General features: G+C 70.9%; 22 protein-coding genes and 2 pseudogenes. 7 read left to right on the plus strand and 17 right to left on the minus strand.

Annotated elements, in window-relative coordinates; genetic code table 11:
- Window positions 1–94: 94 nt before the first annotated feature.
- On the minus strand, window positions 95–472 hold the full coding sequence (locus tag EDF31_RS14155) for a hypothetical protein (protein WP_165901432.1): 378 nt from the start codon (window positions 470–472) through the stop codon (window positions 95–97).
- Window positions 469–1,143, minus strand: a complete 675-nt coding sequence (locus tag EDF31_RS14160) for a DUF433 domain-containing protein (protein ID WP_165901433.1) — start codon at window positions 1,141–1,143, stop codon at window positions 469–471. The genes EDF31_RS14155 and EDF31_RS14160 overlap by 4 nt, the downstream gene beginning before the upstream one ends.
- Window positions 1,144–1,329: 186 nt before the next feature.
- Here EDF31_RS14160 and EDF31_RS14165 point away from each other — a divergent pair, with 186 nt between their 5' ends.
- On the plus strand, window positions 1,330–2,088 hold the full coding sequence (locus EDF31_RS14165; RefSeq protein WP_131846575.1) for a glycoside hydrolase family 16 protein: 759 nt from the start codon (window positions 1,330–1,332) through the stop codon (window positions 2,086–2,088).
- Window positions 2,089–2,099: 11 nt separating this feature from the next.
- Here EDF31_RS14165 and EDF31_RS14170 read toward each other — a convergent pair whose 3' ends face one another.
- The 4 genes from EDF31_RS14170 to EDF31_RS14185 form a co-directional block, all read right to left on the minus strand.
- The gene (locus tag EDF31_RS14170; protein WP_131846576.1) at window positions 2,100–2,402 is read right to left on the minus strand and encodes an antibiotic biosynthesis monooxygenase family protein; all 303 of its coding nucleotides are present in this window, start codon (window positions 2,400–2,402) and stop codon (window positions 2,100–2,102) included.
- Window positions 2,403–2,482: 80 nt separating this feature from the next.
- Window positions 2,483–3,367, minus strand: coding sequence for a biotin-dependent carboxyltransferase family protein (locus EDF31_RS14175; RefSeq protein ID WP_131846577.1), 885 nt, complete (start codon window positions 3,365–3,367; stop codon window positions 2,483–2,485).
- Window positions 3,364–3,996 carry an allophanate hydrolase subunit 1 gene (locus EDF31_RS14180; RefSeq protein WP_131846578.1) on the minus strand — a complete coding sequence of 211 codons (633 nt, stop codon included), beginning with the start codon at window positions 3,994–3,996 and terminating at the stop codon, window positions 3,364–3,366. Before EDF31_RS14180 ends, EDF31_RS14175 begins: the two co-directional genes overlap by 4 nt.
- Window positions 3,993–4,754, minus strand: coding sequence for a 5-oxoprolinase subunit PxpA (locus EDF31_RS14185; protein WP_131846579.1), 762 nt, complete (start codon window positions 4,752–4,754; stop codon window positions 3,993–3,995). The genes EDF31_RS14180 and EDF31_RS14185 overlap by 4 nt, the downstream gene beginning before the upstream one ends.
- Window positions 4,755–4,926: 172 nt before the next feature.
- Here EDF31_RS14185 and EDF31_RS14190 point away from each other — a divergent pair, with 172 nt between their 5' ends.
- Window positions 4,927–5,109 carry a hypothetical protein gene (locus EDF31_RS14190; RefSeq protein ID WP_123291734.1) on the plus strand — a complete coding sequence of 61 codons (183 nt, stop codon included), beginning with the start codon at window positions 4,927–4,929 and terminating at the stop codon, window positions 5,107–5,109.
- A 132-nt stretch (window positions 5,110–5,241) separates the two neighbouring features.
- Here the strand turns inward: EDF31_RS14190 and EDF31_RS14195 are convergent, their stop codons facing one another.
- Complete coding sequence (locus tag EDF31_RS14195; protein ID WP_131846580.1) at window positions 5,242–5,826, minus strand: TetR/AcrR family transcriptional regulator; 585 nt, start codon at window positions 5,824–5,826, stop codon at window positions 5,242–5,244.
- Between the two features lie 132 nt (window positions 5,827–5,958).
- Between EDF31_RS14195 and EDF31_RS14200 the strand changes: the two genes are divergently transcribed.
- The 3 genes from EDF31_RS14200 to EDF31_RS14210 all read left to right on the plus strand — a co-directional run bounded on the left by EDF31_RS14200 (window position 5,959) and on the right by EDF31_RS14210 (window position 9,404).
- Window positions 5,959–7,323, plus strand: a complete 1,365-nt coding sequence (locus EDF31_RS14200) for an MFS transporter (RefSeq protein WP_123939344.1) — start codon at window positions 5,959–5,961, stop codon at window positions 7,321–7,323.
- Window positions 7,324–7,422: 99 nt separating this feature from the next.
- Complete coding sequence (locus EDF31_RS14205) at window positions 7,423–8,256, plus strand: sugar phosphate isomerase/epimerase (protein WP_131846581.1); 834 nt, start codon at window positions 7,423–7,425, stop codon at window positions 8,254–8,256.
- Window positions 8,253–9,404: a Gfo/Idh/MocA family oxidoreductase gene (locus EDF31_RS14210; RefSeq protein ID WP_131846582.1), complete on the plus strand. Its 1,152-nt coding sequence runs from the start codon at window positions 8,253–8,255 to the stop codon at window positions 9,402–9,404. Before EDF31_RS14205 ends, EDF31_RS14210 begins: the two co-directional genes overlap by 4 nt.
- Window positions 9,405–9,506: 102 nt before the next feature.
- Here EDF31_RS14210 and EDF31_RS20400 read toward each other — a convergent pair.
- The 4 genes and pseudogenes from EDF31_RS20400 to EDF31_RS14225 all read right to left on the minus strand — a co-directional run.
- Window positions 9,507–9,629, minus strand: a pseudogene (locus tag EDF31_RS20400) (DivIVA domain-containing protein); the annotation flags it as partial.
- A gap of 36 nt (window positions 9,630–9,665) precedes the next feature.
- Window positions 9,666–9,761 (minus strand): annotated as a pseudogene (locus tag EDF31_RS20405) (DivIVA domain-containing protein); the annotation flags it as partial.
- A gap of 75 nt (window positions 9,762–9,836) precedes the next feature.
- Complete coding sequence (locus EDF31_RS14220; protein ID WP_131846583.1) at window positions 9,837–10,181, minus strand: hypothetical protein; 345 nt, start codon at window positions 10,179–10,181, stop codon at window positions 9,837–9,839.
- A 146-nt stretch (window positions 10,182–10,327) separates the two neighbouring features.
- Entirely contained in the window at window positions 10,328–11,158 is an 831-nt protein-coding gene (locus EDF31_RS14225; RefSeq protein ID WP_131846584.1) for an alpha/beta hydrolase fold domain-containing protein, read from the minus strand.
- Between the two features lie 64 nt (window positions 11,159–11,222).
- Between EDF31_RS14225 and EDF31_RS14230 the strand changes: the two genes are divergently transcribed.
- Window positions 11,223–11,831: an LppP/LprE family lipoprotein gene (locus tag EDF31_RS14230; RefSeq protein ID WP_131846585.1), complete on the plus strand. Its 609-nt coding sequence runs from the start codon at window positions 11,223–11,225 to the stop codon at window positions 11,829–11,831.
- On the opposite strand, the gene EDF31_RS14235 is transcribed toward EDF31_RS14230, so the two are convergent.
- Together EDF31_RS14235 and EDF31_RS14240 are read right to left on the minus strand one after the other, a co-directional pair.
- Entirely contained in the window at window positions 11,822–12,487 is a 666-nt protein-coding gene (locus tag EDF31_RS14235; protein ID WP_131846586.1) for a hypothetical protein, read from the minus strand. The genes EDF31_RS14230 and EDF31_RS14235 overlap by 10 nt on opposite strands.
- Window positions 12,484–13,167, minus strand: coding sequence for a hypothetical protein (locus EDF31_RS14240; RefSeq protein WP_131846587.1), 684 nt, complete (start codon window positions 13,165–13,167; stop codon window positions 12,484–12,486). The genes EDF31_RS14235 and EDF31_RS14240 overlap by 4 nt, the downstream gene beginning before the upstream one ends.
- 57 nt (window positions 13,168–13,224) lie before the next feature.
- On the opposite strand from EDF31_RS14240, the gene EDF31_RS14245 reads away from it, so the two are divergent.
- Window positions 13,225–14,256, plus strand: a complete 1,032-nt coding sequence (locus tag EDF31_RS14245) for a putative sulfate exporter family transporter (RefSeq protein ID WP_131846588.1) — start codon at window positions 13,225–13,227, stop codon at window positions 14,254–14,256.
- Window positions 14,257–14,276: 20 nt separating this feature from the next.
- Here the strand turns inward: EDF31_RS14245 and EDF31_RS14250 are convergent, their stop codons facing one another.
- The 4 genes from EDF31_RS14250 to EDF31_RS14265 are packed head-to-tail and all read right to left on the minus strand — an operon-like array spanning window position 14,277 to window position 17,872.
- Window positions 14,277–15,095, minus strand: coding sequence for a GntR family transcriptional regulator (locus EDF31_RS14250; RefSeq protein ID WP_131846589.1), 819 nt, complete (start codon window positions 15,093–15,095; stop codon window positions 14,277–14,279).
- Entirely contained in the window at window positions 15,092–15,748 is a 657-nt protein-coding gene (locus EDF31_RS14255) for a TetR-like C-terminal domain-containing protein (protein ID WP_131846590.1), read from the minus strand. Before EDF31_RS14255 ends, EDF31_RS14250 begins: the two co-directional genes overlap by 4 nt.
- A complete protein-coding gene (locus EDF31_RS14260; RefSeq protein WP_131846591.1) occupies window positions 15,745–16,368 on the minus strand; it encodes an isochorismatase family protein in 624 nt (207 codons plus the stop codon). Before EDF31_RS14260 ends, EDF31_RS14255 begins: the two co-directional genes overlap by 4 nt.
- 46 nt (window positions 16,369–16,414) lie before the next feature.
- Window positions 16,415–17,872 (minus strand): MFS transporter, encoded by a 1,458-nt coding sequence (locus tag EDF31_RS14265; RefSeq protein ID WP_165901434.1) that lies wholly within the window; start codon window positions 17,870–17,872, stop codon window positions 16,415–16,417.
- Window position 17,873: the final 1 nt, after the last annotated feature.

Consider the following 17,873-nt stretch of genomic DNA (forward strand, 5'->3'; position numbering starts at 1 on the left):
ACCGTCTACCGGGCAATCCAGCGCGGCGGAGCGAACCCGCCCGCCAGCTGACGACACGGAGCGAAGCGAGAAGGACGACACCGAGCGAAGCTGCTCACACGCTGAGGGACATCACGAACGGCGGGCTGGCCTGCACCAGCCGATGGATGGACCGCTCGTGCTCGAGACACAAGTCACCCATCACTCCAGCGGTGATCTCTCCCCGTGCAAAGGCGATGACTCTCGCGTCATTCATGTAGATCGCCTGTGCTTCGAGCGGCCGGCTGGCCACGCGGTGGTCCTTTGCCAGCAGAAGGAACCCGCCGCGAGTGCCCTCGGCAATCCACTCTTCGTCGCGCATTCGTTGTGCGCGGTCGTCGCCGTACACCTCTGCGAGCGTGCGAGCGTCCCAGCCTGCTTCGCGGAGCCTGCGGACGAGGAGTCGCCCTCCGACAGATCGGTCGAGAAGAAACTGGGCAGACAGCACGATCACGCTGCCTGAACGAGCAGTGATTGCAACTCTCGCTTCGCCAGACCGAAGTCTTCGGCGACATCCGCCATCGGTTCTCCGGCACGGACGCGGCTGACGACACTCTCGACGCTCACGCCGATCCGGTCGATCGTCGGCTGGCCCGAGTTCCGGAGCGGATCAACGACGACCTCTGCCCGCTCGTAGGTCGGGAGTCGTACGGACTGGACGAATCCGTTGCGGTAGGTGATCGTCCGGAGGTACTCCGCGACGACGTCCCGGAACACGCCCTGCTTGTTCCGGACGACGACCAGCTCGTCGTCGCCATTCTCGAACAGGATTTCCGCACCGTCAGTCTTGAGGCGTTCGCTCAATAGCGCGTTCTCGATGCCGATCTCGTTCCGGAGCGCGGTGATCGCCGGACGGATCCGCGCCATGGGCAGCCCGGCTCGGCGGAAGGTCTCGACGATGTACCCCTCGGCAAGGGCGTTGAACGGGACGGTGTAGCCACGTCCTTCGCGCACTCCGGTGAGGATCGGTTCGCTCCACCCCCACTCGCCTTCGCGCCGTTGTCGGAACTTGTGTCCATGGGCCCAACGCGCGAACGAACTCGACGGCGCACGGACGATCTGCGCGGCTTCGTTCAACGCGTAGATGGGGGTGGTGTAGACACCGTCGACGACCGACGTTTGCATGCAAGATACCGCCGACGGGGGAGCTGCGCAGCCCCTGGTCGGGAGTGTGCCGCTCTGCAACATCGCGAGCAGTGAGTGTCAACCCCCTGTATCGGTTGCAGAATGCACCTACCCTCGGTGCGCAGCCGAGATCCGGCTGGGTGCCCGAGGGGAACGGGTGCCACCAGTCACACCAGGGAGTGACACATGCAGCACCGCAGGATCAGGCGGACAGCACTCATCGCCGCACTCATCGGAGCCGTCGTCGTGGCGGCACCGCTCGGAGCGGGAACCGTTGCCTACGCGGGGGTCACCGCCCCGGTCGGCAACGTCGGCAAGTTCAAGCAGACCTTCGTCGAGAACTTCAGCACGACGGCCTCGGCGAACGGCCAGTTCGCGAAGACCTACGCGAACTCGTGGCAGCCCTACCCGGACGGGACGGGCGGCACGTACTACTCGGGCTCGCAGGTCAGCGCCCGCAACGGCTACATGGACGTCACGCTCGACGGCAAGCACGGAGCCGCGGGGACCTTCGGGACCCTGAACGGCGCCTGGTCGCACGTGGGCGGCAAGTTCAGCGTCCGCGCCAAGGCCACCGGCGGCGACGGGAACGGTGCAGCGTTCATGCTGTGGCCGTCGTCCAACGTCTGGTCGGACGGCGAGATCGACTACCCCGAGGCAAACTTCGAGGGGTCGCCGATGCTCCACCACCACTCGATGGTCGCCGGGCAGGAAGCGAACTCGACGAGCATGAGCACCGGGGTGACCTGGCGCAGCTGGCACGTCTACTCGGTCGAGTGGATCCCCGGCAAGTCGGTGCAGTACCTGCTCGACGGCAAGGTCATCAAGACGGTCACGTCGAATGTGCCGAAGACCGCGCACCGGTACATGTTCCAGGTCGGCAACTGGGGTGCCGCCGGGCACCTCGACATCGACTGGGTCAGCACCTACGAGTACACGGGCTGACCCACAGCAGGTCAGCGGATCGCGATCGTCCGGGCGAACGTCCGTGCGACGGGCGGAGCGGCGACGATCGGTCCGATCGCTGCGGCACCGTCCGGGGTCGCCCGCCATGCCTCGTAGGCGTCGTGGGCGGCCCCGCTCGTCCAGGACTCGACGACGACCATGCGCGTCGGGTCGGCGTCGTCGACCAGCACCTCGAGGGACTCGCAGCCGTCGAAGGCGCGGGTCTGGGCGAGCGTCTCGCGGATCGCCGCCTCGACGGTGTCGGCTGGGACGTCGCTCCGGAACTGGACCTCGAGCAGGACGGTGATCGACATGTGGTGCACCTTTCGTCGGCAGTGTCCGACTCAACCCGCAGCGGCGCCGACCTGTTCCGGATCGGTCAGCGAGCCGGTCGTCAGTGGACGAACCGGAAGCGGATGGTGTCGCCCGGCCGGAGCTGCGCGGCACGGTCGACCGACTCCGGCGTGAGGACCGCCACGACGGGGTAGCCGCCGGTGACCGGGTGGTCGGCGAGGAACAGCACCGGGAAGCCCTCCGGCGGGACCTGCAGCGAACCGGTCTCCACCCCTTCGCTCGGCAGCTCGACCGTCACGGCGCGGACGAGTGGCTGCGGAGCCGTGGTGCGGACCCCCACGCGGTCGCTGTCCGACCCGACGGTGAAGTCCTGACGGGTCAGGGTGTCGCGCCAGTCCGGCGTGAACCAGTCGCCGCGGGGGCCCGCGGTGACGTCGAGGACGACCGGGTCGTCCGGCCAGTGCTCGTCGGGTTGCGGCACGGCGTCGACGATCGGCCACGAAGCGCGAGCGTCGCCGACCGGCAGGACGTCACCCGACGACGACGGCGGAGGCCCGAGGCGTGCAAGTGAGTCCCACGAGCGACTACCCAGTACGGGGTCGACCGCGAACCCGCCGAGGACCGCGATGTAGGAGCGCAGCCCGGCGGTGGCCGTACCGATCCGGAGCGTGTCACCCGGTGCGAGCATCAGGACCTCGTGCGAGGCCGCACCGCGGACCCGGCCGTCCGCCCGCTCGATCTCGACCGGGCAGGCGGCCCCGGCGGTGGCGACGACCACGTACGCGTCGGTCCGCAGCGTGACGGAGCCGAGCAGGGCCTCCAGGACGGCCGCATCGGGACGGTTGCCGACCAGCCGGTTGGCCAGTGCTGCGGACCCGCGGTCGGCGGCGCCCGCCGCGCCGAGGCCCATGTCACTGAAGCCGGGGCGCCCCAGGTCCTGCGTTGCCGCGCCGTAGCCGACCTGCAGGACGGTCAGCGCGCTCATGCCGCACCCGCGTCGACGAACCGGACCCGTGTGCCGGCGGGTGCCAGCGCCGGCGGTTCCCGCTCGAGCGACCACATCGGCACGTCGGTGCGGCCGATGAGCTGCCAGCCGCCGGGGGAGACGCGCGGGTAGACGGCGCTGAACTCGCCCGCCAGTGCGACGGCACCGCTCGGCACGGCGGTGCGCGACGTGCTCCGGCGCGGCAGGTCGAGTGACGGCTCGGTGCCGGTGAGGTAGCTGAAGCCCGGGGCGAAGCCGCAGAACGCGCTCGTCCAGAGTTGGCCGGTGTGCCACGCGATCACGCGGTCGCGGCGCATGCCGGTCAGGGTGACGACCTGGTCGAGGTCCTCGCCGTCGTAGACCACCGGGATGACGAGCGGGTCCGTGGCGCTCGCCGCATCGGCGTCGGCGGACGGCACGACTCGTTCGAGTGCGCCGCGGAGTCTGACGGCGTCGGTCGTCGCCGGGTCGTAGCGGAGCAGCAGCGTCCGCGCGCCGGACACGACCTCGGTGAGGCCGGGCAGCCGAGCCGCGGTCAGCCCGGCGCGGAACGCGACGACCTGCGGCAGTGAGTCGAAGGTGGCGAGCAAGGCGGTGCGCCCAGCGGGCCGGAGGTCGAGGACGGTCACGGTGCGAACGGCGCGATCGCGACGCCGTGCTCGGTCAGCAGGGCTCGGATCGCGCGGGCCATCGCGACGGCACCGGGGGAGTCGCCGTGGACGCAGACCGAGTCGGCACTGACCCGCAGCTCGGAGCCGTCGACGGCGGTCGCGACGCCGTCGGTGACCATGCGGAGGACGCGGGCGGCGACCTCGTCTGGATCGTGGAGCACCGAACCCGGCGTGCTGCGGGACACCAGGGAGCCGTCGGGTTCGTAGGCGCGGTCGGCGAAGGACTCCGCGACCGCGCGCAGCCCGTGGCGTTCGGCAGCGAGCAGGAGTTCGGAACCCGGCAGCGCGAGCACCGCGAGCGAGCTGTCGACGTCGGCGATCGCCCGGACCACGGCCTCGGCCTGGACCGGGTCGGCGCACGCCGTGTTGTACAGGGCGCCGTGGGGCTTGACGTAGGTGACCGCGGTGCCGGCGACCCGCGCGGTGGCGGCCATCGCGCCGAGCTGGTGCACGACGTCGGCGTGGAGTTCGTCCGGGGTGACGTGCACCGGACGGCGGCCGAAGCCGGCGAGGTCGCTGTAGGCGACGTGCGCACCGATCGCGACCCCGCGCTCGGCGGCAGCGCGGGCGGTGGCGAGCATGATCGTCGGGTCGCCGGCGTGGAATCCGCAGGCGATGTTGGCGCTCGACACGACGTCGAGCATCGCGGCGTCGTCGCCCATCGTCCAGGCGCCGAACCCCTCGCCGAGGTCGCTGTTCAGGTCGATCGTCGTCACGGGGACTCCCTGTCGTCGCGGGTTGTTGAACAATCTACCGAGCGGCGACTCCTCTGTCGACCGATCGGGGCACGCGGCTGGTGGGTGGATTCCGAGCAGCGGCACGTAGCGTCCGAGGTCAGCACCTGCCGGGGGCGTCGCCCTCGGTTCGACCACTGCACTGGAGCAGACCATGACCGACAGCAGCAACACGCACGACGACGACGCCAAGGCCCCCGTGAACGACTCCGAGGGCATCGAGAAGCCGGGCGGGCTCGGCGATGACAACACCATCCCCAACGACCCGGACGGCCTCGCCGCTGGGCACGTCGGGGACGACTCGCACTTCAACCCGGAAGAGGACGGCGAGGAGTAGGGGTCGTTCGTCGACTCGGAACGACGTCCTCGTTGTCGTACGACGACGAGGACGTCGTTCCACGTCGACCCGGTGTCGTTCCGAGTCGACCCGGTGTCGTTCCACGTCGACCCGCGACCGCCCGAAGGCCCCCTACAACACCCGCTCCAGCAACCGCAGCGTCCCCGCGATGTCCACGTTCCGGTCCAGCAGCCACTGCACCTGCAGCCCGTCGAACGCCGCGATGATGAGCGACGCCACCTGCTCGAGGTCGGCGTCCGAGTGCCGCCCCGACGCCGCGAGCTCGTCGTGCAGCTGGGCGACCAGGTTCCCCCGCGCCTCGTCGAACCGGGCGGCGAAGAACTCCCGCGCCGTCTCGTTGCCGGACTCCACCGAAGCCCCGAGCAGGGTCGTGTAGAGCGTCACGAGTGCCGGCTCGCTGACGTTCCGGGCGGCGACGAAGGCCAGTCGGGTGAAGACCCCGGCCGTGTCGCCGAGTGCCCGGTCCGAGGCGGCATCGCGTTCCCGCAGGACCTCGACCAGCAGCGCTTCGCGTGACGAGAAGTAGTGCTTCAGTGCCGCGTGCGAGACCCCGATCGCATCGCCGATGGCGCGCAGCGAGGTGCCGTCGATCCCGCGCGAGGCGACGACGTCGAGCGTCTGGTCGAGGATCTCCCGCCGACGCTGCACGCCCTTGGCGTAGGGGCCCCTGGTGCCGATTCCATCGTTGGAGGTCACGAGTGCCAATCTACCGGCGCAACAATCGGGACAAAAACTTCCGGTCGGAGGTTTCCGGTGCTACAGTCCCGATCACCTAGCAGCACTAGGTATTCGAGGGCCCCGAAGCCCCCTATGACTCGAGGAGGAGTCATGTCGACACCGACGTCGAAGGAAGAACCCACCCGCGGCATCGCCGGGACCGCATCACCAGCGGTCACCGCAGCCGCCGGTGCCACCGCCTCGGACGCCGCGGCGCCCCGAGCGTTCTCGGTCGAGGGGATCACGCAGTCCGTCAGCACGATGCGTGTGGGCCGCGGCTACCTCTGGGGCCTCAGCTTCGCCCAGTTCGGCCTGTTCGTCGCCCTGCTCACGCCGGTCTTCGTGAGCATGTCGATCAAGGCGACCGAGCTCAACCCCACGAGCCCCGAGACCGTGGTCGGCTCCGTCCTGCCGTTCGGTGCCCTCGGTGCACTGTTCGCCAACCCGCTGTTCGGCGCGATCTCCGACCGCACCCGCAGCCGGTGGGGACGTCGACGCCCGTGGATGCTCGGCGGCGTCATCGTCTTCGTCGGTTCGCTCGCCTGGCTCGCGTTCTCGCCGAACGTCCTGCAGCTCACGCTGGCCTGGGTCCTCGCGCAGGTCACGGCGAACGCCGTCCTCGCCACGCTGACCGCGAGCTTCGCCGACAACGTGCCGGAGTTCCAGCGCGGCAAGGCCTCGAGCGTCATCGCCCTCGCGCAGAACATCGCGATCCTCGCCGGCCTGTACCTGGCCGTGTACCTGGTCGGGAACCTGCCGGTCCTCTTCATCGCCCCGGGTGTCCTGGCGATCATCGCGATCCTCGTCTACTGCTTCGTGGCCCGCGACGACCTGCCGACGACGCCGGTCAAGCCCTTCAGCTGGATCAACCTGATCAGCTCGTTCTGGACGAACCCGTTCAAGCACCGCGACTTCGGACTCGCCTGGTGGGGTCGCTTCCTCATCACCTTCGGCACGTTCATGTTCACGACGTACCGCCTGCTCTACATGCAGGACCGCATCGGTCTGCCGCAGGCCGAGGCAGTCGGGGTCGTCGCGTTCGGCGTCCTGCTGTACACGGTCGCCCTGCTCGTCAGCGCCGCCGTCTCCGGTTGGGTGTCGGACCGCGTCCAGCGCCGCAAGGTCTTCGTCTGGGGCTCCACCGCACTGACCGCGGTGGGCCTGGTGATCCTGGCCCACGTCGACACCGTCGGCGGCTTCTACTTCGCCGAGATCGTCCTCGGCTTCGCCTTCGGCATCTACGCCGCCATCGACACCGCCCTGATCGTCGACGTGCTGCCCGACCCGGAACGCCCCGGCAAGGACCTCGGCGTCATCAACATCGCGAACGCGCTGCCGCAGTCGCTCGCTCCGGCCGTCGGCCTGTTCCTGCTCGGCATCGGCGGTGGTCAGAACTACACGCTCATGCTCTGGGGTGCCGGCGTCGCCGTCATCCTCGGCGCCCTCGTCATCCTGCCGATCAAGTCGGTCCGGTAGGCACCGCACCAAACCAGCCGCCGGGAGGCGCGACTCGCGTCCGCAACGCGAGTCGCGCCTCCAGGCAGTCACCTGTACCACCTCCGGAAAGGACCCGACATGGCTCCCGCCATCTCCCTGCAGCTCTACACGGTGAACGCCGCACTGGAGCCCGACCTCGACGGCGGCGTCCGCCGCCTGGCCGAGATCGGCTTCGACACCGTCGAGGCGTTCGCGTTCGTGGACCGAGCAGCGCAGCTCAAGTCCGCGTTCGACGCCCACGGCATCACCGCGAAGACCGGCCACGCGTTCCTGGTCGAGGAGACCATCCCGCTGCCCGACGGCACCGTGATGACCGCTCCGTCGCACGCCGACACCTTCGCCGCGGCGAAGGAACTCGGCCTCGAGATCGTCATCGACCCGTTCGTCGGGCCCGACGCGTGGACGACCCGCGAGGGCGTCGAGCGCGTCGCCGCACGACTGAACGCCGCTGCCGTCGAGGCCGCCGAGCACGGTCTGCGCGTCGGCTACCACAACCACGACCACGAACTCCGGCCGCAGATCGACGGGCAGCCCGCGCTGCAGGTGCTCGCGTCGCTGCTCGACCCGGCCGTGGTGCTCGAGCTCGACCTGTACTGGGCATCGGCCGCGGGCATCGATGTCGTCGCGTTCATCGAGGAGCTCGGCGACCGCATCGTCGCCGTGCACGTCAAGGACGGTCCGATGCGCGACGACATCTCCACCGCGACGATCCCCACCGACCAGACCCCGGCCGGCCAGGGCGACGTCCGGCTCGCCGAGGCGCTGCGTGCGGCGACGGCCCTCGAGTACGCCGTCATCGAGTTCGACGGGTTCGACGGGGACGTCTTCGACGGTGTGCAGCAGTCGTACGAGTGGCTCGCGACGCAGCTCGCGCCGGCCGGTTCGTCGTCCGCATCGGAGGTGTCCGCATGACCCGCACCGGACGCGTCGGCATCGGCTTCATCGGCGCCGGCATGATCAGCGAGCAGTACCTGGCCAACCTCACGACGTTCCCCGACGTCGAGGTCGTCCGGATCGGCGACATCGACACGGAGCGCGCCGCGGCGTCGGCTTCGAAGTGGGGTGTCGCGGCCTCGGGCGACGGCGCATCCGTGCTCGCCGACCCCGACGTCGAGATCGTCGTCAACCTGACGCTCCCCGCCACGCACGTTGCCGTCTCGATGGACGCACTGCGTGCCGGTAAGCACGTGTGGAGCGAGAAGCCGATCGGCGTGGACCGTGCCTCAGCCGCGTCGCTCGTCGAACTCGCCGACTCCCTCGGCCTGAAGCTCGGCATCGCGCCCGACACCGTGCTCGGTCCGGGGTGGCAGACCGCCAAGCGCGCGATCGAGGCCGGTGCGATCGGTACCCCGCTCACCGCGGTCACGAGCATGCAGTGGCAGGGGCCGGACGTGTTCCACCCGAACGCGTCGTTCCTCTACGCCAAGGGCGCAGGCCCGCTGTTCGACATCGGCCCGTACTACTTCACGGCGCTCGTGCACCTGCTCGGACCGATCGACTCCGTCGTCGCGACTGGGTCTCAGTCGCGGTCGACGCGGCAGCTGGTCGTCGGACCGAACGCGGGCGACTCGTTCCCCGTCGAGGTGCCGACCCACGTCTCCGTCCTGACCTCGTTCGAGCAGGGTGGCAACGCACAGTCGCTGCTGTCGTTCGACACCCCGCTGTTCCGGCACGGCGTGTTCGAGGTCAACGGGACCGAGGGCACGATCGTCCTGCCCGACCCGAACACGTTCGGTGGCGGGCACCCGATCCGGATCGCGCGACCGCTGACCGCGGACGCGACGTTCCCCTTCTCGCAGGAGTGGGACGTGCTGCTCGACGAGGAGCCCACCGTCGGCCGTGGGCTCGGCGTGCTCGACATGGCGCGGGCCATCCGTGGCGGAGGCTCGCACATCGCGACCGGTGAAGTCGGGTACCACGTGCTCGACACCATGGTCGCGGTCGAGGAGTCCATCGCCGCCCGCTCGTTCATCGAGGTCGAGTCGACCGTCGCACCGATCGCGTCGCTGCCCGAGGACTTCGACCCGCTCGCGGCGACGCTGGAGGGCGCGCAGGTCTGAGGGCTGGATCGACTGCCGGGATCGACCCGGAACGACATCCCCGTTGTCGCACGACGACGGGGATGTCGTTCTGCGTCGGTGTCGGTCTCAGCGCACCGCGTGCTGGCGGAGCGCGACGACGACCTCGTCGAGGAAGTCGTCGACCTGGTCCTGGTCGTAGCCCTCGCGGAACTTCGTGGGCTGGAACCGAGCTGCGGACACCTGCTCCGGTGTGAGCGGATCCACCGGCCGCCCCTGCTCGTACCCGGCGAGGGTGGTCTGGATCCGGTCGAGGAACGCATCGACCTCGCCCTGGTCGTAGCCCTCCCGCCACTTCGTCGGTCGGAACCGCTTGTCGGACACGTCCTTCGCGAGCATCTGCTCCCCCTTCTGCATGCCCGTCATGCTCTCACGGGCCCGCGAACGGGCAGGGGCAGCGGCGGTACCGGCAGTTCAGCGCAGTGGGAGCCGGCGGCCGAACACGGCGTCGAGGAACCGCGCGAAGCGGGACTCGGACGGCGGCGCGGTCGGGACCGCGCGCGTCGGCGACCGGAACGCCAGGTCGTGCAGCATGTTCCGCTTCGAGCCGTCCCAGTTCGCGAACAGGTAGGTGCCGCCGATGAACGACATGCTCCGGACCGGTGTGCGCTTCCAGGAGTCGGCAGCCACGTAGTAGCCGGTGTGGCCGGAGCGGATGTGCTGGATCACGGTGTCGACGTCGATGACGCTGGTGGTCGTCACGACGGCGGTGATGCCCGTGCGGTCACGGGCGACGTACTCGATGAGGTGTTCGGTCACAGTAGGACTCTTCGTCGCAGAGGCGGGACGCCACGACGGTGAACGTGGCGAAGGGTGTTCGGAACCGCCGTTGCTTCCGACAGCAGAATACGTCCGGTTCGCCGTGGCGTCACCGGAATGTCCGACGGTCGCACACGCTCGAACGTTCAGACGGGCCGACGGACCACCCACGAAGCGATCAGGTCGACGGCAGCGGCGAAGTCGATGCTGCCCGGTCGGTTGAGGAACGCGTGCCGGCTGTCGGGCAGGACGTGACGTTCGAGATCGACCCCCGCGGCACCGAGTTGCCGTGCGAACCGGTCGCCGGATGCGCGCATCGTGTCCCGCTCGGCGTCGAGCACCAGGGTGCGCGGGAACGTGCTGAGGTCCTCCGGTGCCGGGAACGCTCCGGCGCCGAGCGGCCCGGCGTAGGTGCGGTTCGCGGCGTCGAGCAACAGTGGAGCGTGCGTGATCCGCCGGTGCCCGCGCACGAGACGCTGCACCGCTGGGTCGCAGGGGATCCGCGCGTGGAAGAACCCGTACGCGAGCACGGCGCCGGCCAGCGCGGGTCCGGACGGGATCGCGGTGGTGGCGAGGCACGCTCCAGCGCTCGCGCCACCCAGCACCAGACCGGCCGGACACTCCTCTGCGAGCGAGTGGAGCACCGCCACGACCTCGTCGCGTGCATGCGGTGCACGTCGGCGTGCTCGTGGACCCGTCCGCCCGATCCAGGGCATGCCGGGCAGCGGACCGAGGCGGTAGTCGACGGTGACCACCGGGATGCCGCGGGCGCTGAGTGCCCGGGCCACGGCGTCCGACTCGGGCAGGTCCAGGTCGCCCCGGAAGAACCCGCCGCCGTGCAGCCAGACCAGGGCCGGAGCGGCTGCCGGATCCTGCGGTCGGTAGCGCCGGATCGGGACCGGTCCGTGCGGGCCGGGGAGCACGTCGTCCATGACGTCGACCGTCCCCACCGACGCCCCGATGCCCTCTCCCCGCATGCCAGCAGACTACGGGCCGGTAACGATGCGAGCGCCGACACGTCGGTCGGTGCACCGTGGAGTGGTGCGCACCTCGAAGACTGCTCTGTTCCTGACCGGCGCGGCCGTGGTCGCCCTGCTGACCGGCTGCTCCGGTGGCGGGGACGGCGGCGAAGGGACCCCGACCGTCACCGAGACCGTGACCGCAGCGCCGACGGACACGGCAGCCACCCCGTCGCCGACGAGCACGCCGAGCCAGACACCGACGCCCACCCCGACCTGTGGTCCCGCGACCGGCTCCGAGGCAGCAGCAGCGGGGATCGCTGCGCTGCCGCTGCCTGCCGGCCTCGAGGACTTCCGATGGGACGCCGGAAACGCCGATTACTCGGGATACGACCCGTGCGCTGCTCTGTCGTGGTCTGTGGTCACGCTCGATCACGGCACCGCAGGTACACCCTTCGCGATCCTGCTCTTCCACCAGGGCCGGTACCTCGGCACCGCGACCTCCGAGCAGTACGCGTTCGAGCCGGCCATCGAGCGGTTGGCCGACGCCTCGATCGCCGTCACCTACTCGTATGCGAAGGCCGGCGAGCCCAACGCAGAACCGTCCGGTCGCACCACCGCAACGTACATCTGGAACGACGGCACCGAGCGCGTCGACATGACCGGCGAGGTCCCGCCCGCTCAGGGCTGATCGGCGGCAGCACCCCGACCGCCGAGCTCGCGCTGCAGTGCGCGGAGGACCCGAACGATCGTCGCGAGCTTGTCCGGGCCGCCCTCGAACCCGCGTCCGAGTGCTGGTCGCGGCTCCACCACGACGTCTTCGCCGACCGTCGTGCTGATCCAGACGCCGAAGTCGACCCGTTGTCCGCGTGCGTCCTTCGTGGCGACGGAGAACTTCCGGATGTGGGTCCAGGGCAGGTCGAACACCGGCTCCGCCCGCGACGGCGCCCACGCGTGCAGACCGGACGCGTCGACGGTCCAGATCTCGGGTCGGGGGCACGGCAGGTCGTCGGTCGCCCGCAACCCCGACGCGGAGACCGGCAGGTGGAACCGGGGCGCGCGGCGTTCCCGGATCCGTGCCAGGGTGCGGCGATCGGTCCGACCGGCGCTCCAGGTCACCACCGCCAGCAGCAGGCCGAACCCGGCGACGAACAGCGGCCACAGGACGAAGTTGGCCTGTGTGCGGGCGCTGTCGAGACCGCGCAGGAAGTCCGGCGACGCGAACTCGGCGACGAGCACGCCGAGCCCCGCTGCCGTCGTCACCGCGGCCACGAGCAGGACCGGCCACCGCTTCGGCATCTCCCCGTCGCGCAGCCGCTGCACCCACCGCTCGTCGGGTGTCGTCATCGATCGGCCGGGGCTCGACCGGAGCGCCCGGTGTCGTGGTGCGGATCGAACTCCCGCCGCAGCGACCGGAGCACCTGCATCAGGATGTGGATCTTCGTCACGCTCGCGCCGAACGGCCGCCCGATGACTGCGCGCGGCAGCAGCACGAACCGGCCCACCGCCTCGGTGACGATCCAGATCCCGGTGTCGGTGCGTTGTCCGCGGACGTCCGTCGAGGCCAGCTCGATCGTCCTGACGTCGTCCCACACCAGGTCGAACACGGGATCGTCGCGCTCGGGTGACCACGCGTGGAGACCCGCCGCGTCGACCGTCCACAGCTCCGGCCTCGGGTCCGGGAAGTCGTCGGCGGCGTAGGGGCCCGTGCGGAGGACGGGCAGGTGGAAGCGCGTCGAGGTCCCGTTCCGGCGGATCCGGTCCAGCACCACGCGGTCGCGCCGCCCGCGCAACCAGGACAGCACCGCGGCTACGGGCCCGAATCCCAGCAGCAGCACCGAGAACAACGGGACGGCGAACGGGCGTCGGGCGTCCGAGTGCAGGATGCCGTCGAGGTGGGTCGCCGAGAAGTACACCCCGATCCCGCCGGCCACCGTGACGATCGTGAGGCCGACCAGGAACGGCCACCGCTTCGGGGTCTCCCCGTCGCGCAGCCGCTGCACCCACCGCTCGCCCGAGTACTCCACCGCACCATCCTGCCCGGCTGGACCGCACGACGGCCGCGAGCACGAGATGCTGTTCCCATGCAGTTCGCCCGCACCACCGCACCCGGTGTCGCCGTCGCCGTCGCGATCGGCCTCGTCGCGACCCTGATCGGATCGGTCGTCCCGGTCGTGGGCGGGCCCGTCCCCGCCGTCCTGATCGGCGCGGTGCTCGGTTGGCTCGTCCGTCGGCGCACCGGCGGCACCCTCGCCGTGCTCGCTCCCGGCGTGAAGTTCTCGTCGAGTCGTGTGCTGCAGTTCGCGGTGGTGCTGCTCGGCGCGCAGCTGTCGATCGGCGAGGTCCTGCGCATCGGCGGCGAGACCCTGCCGGTCATGCTGACGACCCTCGTGGTGTGCCTCGGTGCCGCCTGGGGGATCGGCCGGCTGCTGCGGGTGTCGAGCGCCCTCCGCACCCTGATCGGCGTGGGGACCGGCATCTGCGGGGCGTCCGCGATCGCGGCCGTCACACCCGTCATCGGTGCGGTCAGCGCGGACGTCGCCTACGCGATGTCGACGATCTTCCTGTGCAACATCGCCGCGGTGTTCGCCTTCCCCCTGCTCGGCCACGCCCTCGGTCTCAGCCAGCACGCCTTCGGCGTCTTCGCGGGGACGGCGGTGAACGACACGTCGTCCGTCGTCGCCACGGCGACGGTCTACGGTCGCCAGGCGACCGACACGGCGGTCGTCGTGAAGCTGGTGCGCACCCTGATGATCATCCCGATCGTCATCGGGCTGGCCGGACTGGAGGCCCGACGCGCCTCCCGCGAGCAGCTCGCGCCCGACACGGGGTCGCGCAGCGGGTTCCGCGTGTTCCGGTTGGTCCCGTGGTTCCTGATCGGGTTCCTGGTGGTGGTGCTGCTCCGGACGGTCGGGGCCCTGCCGGCTGCGGCTGCCCCGGGGTTCTCGACGGCGGCCTCGTTCCTCATCACGGTGGCGCTCGCGGCGATCGGGTGCTCGACGGACTTCGCGGCGCTGCGACGAGCCGGGTTCCGTCCGATGCTGCTCGGCATCGCGCTCTGGGTGCTCGTGGCGGGCACGAGCCTCGGCGCGCAGGCGGTCTTCGGCCTGCTGTAGGACGCGGAGCCGCGCCGGGGTCAGATGATCCGCGAGTCGATCACCGCCCGGTCGCCGCGGTACCGCGAGAACCCGTACTCGACGGGCGTCCCGTCCGCCAGGCACATCAGCCGTTCGATGTGGAAGATCGCCTGCCCGGGATCGATGTCCAGCAGGTCGGCCGTCCACTGGTCGGCGTTCACGGTGCTCAGCAGCAGCCGCCGAGCCTCCGGACGCGCACCAGCCTTCCGGACCAGCACGTCCGGCACGTACTCGGTGAGCGGTTCGGCGACCAGATCGGGGAAGCGCTCGTGCGGCACCCAGCTCGTGCGGACCCGGCTCGGTTCGCCGTCGAACGAGATGAGGCTCTCGACGAAGAACGCGCTGCTGCCGGTCATCTGCAGGTTGCGTCGGACGGTCTCCGGCGCAGTCACTTGCTGCACGCACAGGTGCACGATGCTGAGCCGGGGTGACTCGAACACGCTGCCGCCGGCCGTCTCGCCGTAGATCGTGACCTCGTCGGACGTGCGGGCCAGGCTCACCGAGGCGACGGGCCGGACACCGAACGTGCCGGATCGTGGTGCACGGGTGAGCAGCCGCTGTTCCTTGAGCAACGTCAGCGCAGCCCGCAGGACGTTCCGCGTCGTGCCGTACAGGTCGAGCAGCTCCCACTCGTACGGCAGCGGGCCGGTGAACCGGCCGGCGACGATGTCGGCCCGGATCAGGTCGGACACCTGGCGCGCCGCGTCGGAGCGTCGGTTGAACCCGATCCAGTGCCCCGGCGCCGACGGGGTCGTCCCGACGCCCATGTCGGTCCAGGCCGCGGTCGGGGCGAACTCCTCCGGCACGATCCCGGTCACGAGGCCACCCCCACCGTCGAGACGTCGCCGGTCCAGCCGGCCCACCGCAGGAACTCCCGGGCCAGGCGCACCGGGTAGTCGGGCGCCTGGATGTCGAGCGAGACGAACACGCGTCGGTAGAACGTCGGTCCGCCGAGCAGGTCGACGGCGATGCCGAGGTCGACGTCCGGGCGCAGGTCGCCGGCGTCCATCGCCCGCTGCAGCATCGCGTTCACCCGCAGCCGCCGGTCCAGGTGCCACTCGGTGACGGCCTCGGCGACGCGCGGCTCGTGCGACGCGGTCTCCACGATGAGCGGGAGTGCGCGGCCGACCGGCGTCGCGACCAGGGCGTGCACCCACCCCCGGGTGAGCCCGAGGACCCCCTCGGCGATCGGGGCGTCCTGGATCGTGGGGATGTGCTCCTCCATCAACCGGATGACGGTCTCGGTGAGCAGCACCTCCTTGCTCGACCACCGCCGGTAGATTGTCGCCGCCCCCACCCCGGCCGCGTCGGCGACGGCCCGGATCGTGAACGCGCGCGGGTCGCCCTCGGCCAGGATCTCGACGCACGCCGTGTAGACGGCCTCGCCGACGGCGGCACTCCGAGGCCGACCGCGGACCGGCGCCGCGGTGCTCGTCACGGTGCTCGCCGCGGTGCTCGTCGCGGGGCTCATGCCGCGTCCCAGTGCTCGAGGACCCGGTCCATGCTCCAGACCTCGCCGATCTTGGCGGCGATGTCGAACAGGTTCGCCTCGTGCACGCTCGGCAACCGGTCGCCCACCGCCTCGCGCACGACGATCGGGACGAACCCGTGCTGCATGGCGTCCGTGGCGGTCGCGCGGATGCACCCGCTCGTCGACAGCCCCGCGATGAACAGGGTGTCCACACCGCGGGCGACGAGGTCGGCGGCCAGCGAGGTGCCGAAGAACGCACTCGGGTACTGCTTGGGCACCAGGGTGTCCCCGTCCTGGGGCTCGAGCCCGTCGACGAACGCCCCCGTGGACGCCCCCGGCAGGTACGCGGCGAGTGCCGGCACCTTGCGGAAGAACACCCCGGCGTTCGACCCGTCGGCGGACAGCGCCATGGTGGTGATCGCCACGTGCACCCCGGCGGCGCGGGCAGCGGTCGTGAGCTCCCGCATCCGCTCGACGGGTTCCTCGACCCCGGCGTAGAGCCCGCAGTCGGGGTCGACGTAGGCGCGGACCGGGTCGACGACGACGAGCGCAGCGCGTCGTCCTGGCTGCAGCGCGCCGGTGAACCCGGCCGCCGCGTAGTCCTGGTGGTCGTCGGTCATGGGGTCCTGCTTCCGTCGTGGGTGGTCGTTGCCAGGGTGGGGACGGTCACGTGGACGCCCCCGGCTCGGGGACCGGACCCGACCTGTCGGGCCGGAGTGGTGCCTCCCGGTCGGGTGGTCCGAACGGACCGAACGCGACGATGAGCGCACCGAGGGCCGCGCAGCCGGCGAAGGTGAGCGCTGCGGCGCGGACGCCGTCGACGAACACCTGGACGTCGCCGGCCGGCAGGCCGAGCAGGCTGCCGTCGTAGGCGGCTGCCGCCTGTGAAGCGGACAGGCCGCCCGTCGCGATCGCGAGTCCGAGGGCCGTCGAGAACAGGAAGCCGGCGTTCTGCAGGGCGGAGCGGATGGCGTTGGCGATGCCGCGTCGGTGTTCCGGGACCCGGGTCATCAGTGCGGACGTGCTCGGCGTCATGAACACGCCCGTCCCGACCCCGACCGCGCCGAGGCCCGTGGCGGTGACGACGTAGGCGCTGCCGTCGGCGAGGGAGACCGCGAGCACCGCGGCGCCGAGGGCGATGAGGAGCATGCCGATGGTCGACAGGGTCCTGGCGGCCACGCGACGGGCGAGGAACCCCGCGGTCACGGCGGCGACGGTCGTGCCGATCGGGGTCGGGAGCACCCAGAGGGCGGCCTCGACGGCGTCCTTGCCGTCGACGGCCTGGAACGACAAGGACGCCAGCAGCACCAGTGCGTAGCTGGACAGGGCGCAGAGCCCGGCTGCGGAGAACAGGGTGATGGTGGCGCGGTCGCGGAAGATCGCCGGGTCGACCAGGGGGTGCGCGACCCGGCGCTGGGTCCACACGAACACGCCGCCGAGGACGACTGCGCCCGAGGCCATCGCCACGACGGGCACGGCCGACCAGCCGATCGAGCCGCCCATCGAGACGGCACCGACGAGCAGGCCGACGGCCGCGACCGACAGGATCGACCCCGGCACGTCGAGGCGCTCGCCGGAACGGGGACGGGTGTTGTGCGGGATCAACCGGAGCGACCAGACGAGTCCGGCGAGCGAGATCGGCACACCGGCGAGGAAGATCCAGCGCCACCCGAAGGACTCGGCGACCAGCCCGCCCACGACCGGGCCGATGACCTGCCCCACCGCGGCGACGGTGGCGTTCAGGCCGAGGCCGAGCGACAGGATCGACTCCGGGAAGACGTCGGTGAGCAGCGCGGTCGTGTTCGTGACGATGGCCGCCGCACCCACGCCCTGCACGAGCCGGGCACCGAGCAGGACGGCGGCGTCCGGGGCGAACCCGCACGCGAGCGAGGCGAGCAGGAAGACGAGGATGCCGGCGATGTACAGGCGGCGCCGACCGACGAGGTCGGCGATCCGTCCGAAGACCAGGATCAGGGTGGTCGTGGTGAGCATGTAGCTGAGGAGCACCCAGCTGGACTGCACCGCGCTGGCGTCGAGGTCGCGGCTGACGTCGGGGAGTGCGACGAGCAGGGCGCTCGAGGAGATGAAGACGAGGACGACGCTCAGGCTCGAGGCGCAGAGCACC

This window comes from Curtobacterium sp. PhB142 (assembly GCF_004341255.1).
Taxonomy (GTDB): Bacteria; Actinomycetota; Actinomycetes; order Actinomycetales; family Microbacteriaceae; genus Curtobacterium.

Coding starts and splice junctions, on each gene's coding strand:
- EDF31_RS14160 (WP_165901433.1), bottom strand. CDS start 1,143: ATGCAAACGTCGGTCGTCGACGGTGTCTACACCACCCCCATCTACGCG.
- EDF31_RS14165 (WP_131846575.1), top strand. CDS start 1,330: ATGCAGCACCGCAGGATCAGGCGGACAGCACTCATCGCCGCACTCATC.
- EDF31_RS14170 (WP_131846576.1), bottom strand. CDS start 2,402: ATGTCGATCACCGTCCTGCTCGAGGTCCAGTTCCGGAGCGACGTCCCA.
- EDF31_RS14175 (WP_131846577.1), bottom strand. CDS start 3,367: ATGAGCGCGCTGACCGTCCTGCAGGTCGGCTACGGCGCGGCAACGCAG.
- EDF31_RS14190 (WP_123291734.1), top strand. CDS start 4,927: ATGACCGACAGCAGCAACACGCACGACGACGACGCCAAGGCCCCCGTG.
- EDF31_RS14200 (WP_123939344.1), top strand. CDS start 5,959: ATGTCGACACCGACGTCGAAGGAAGAACCCACCCGCGGCATCGCCGGG.
- EDF31_RS14205 (WP_131846581.1), top strand. CDS start 7,423: ATGGCTCCCGCCATCTCCCTGCAGCTCTACACGGTGAACGCCGCACTG.
- EDF31_RS14210 (WP_131846582.1), top strand. CDS start 8,253: ATGACCCGCACCGGACGCGTCGGCATCGGCTTCATCGGCGCCGGCATG.
- EDF31_RS14225 (WP_131846584.1), bottom strand. CDS start 11,158: ATGCGGGGAGAGGGCATCGGGGCGTCGGTGGGGACGGTCGACGTCATG.
- EDF31_RS14235 (WP_131846586.1), bottom strand. CDS start 12,487: ATGACGACACCCGACGAGCGGTGGGTGCAGCGGCTGCGCGACGGGGAG.
- EDF31_RS14245 (WP_131846588.1), top strand. CDS start 13,225: ATGCAGTTCGCCCGCACCACCGCACCCGGTGTCGCCGTCGCCGTCGCG.
- EDF31_RS14255 (WP_131846590.1), bottom strand. CDS start 15,748: ATGAGCCCCGCGACGAGCACCGCGGCGAGCACCGTGACGAGCACCGCG.
- EDF31_RS14260 (WP_131846591.1), bottom strand. CDS start 16,368: ATGACCGACGACCACCAGGACTACGCGGCGGCCGGGTTCACCGGCGCG.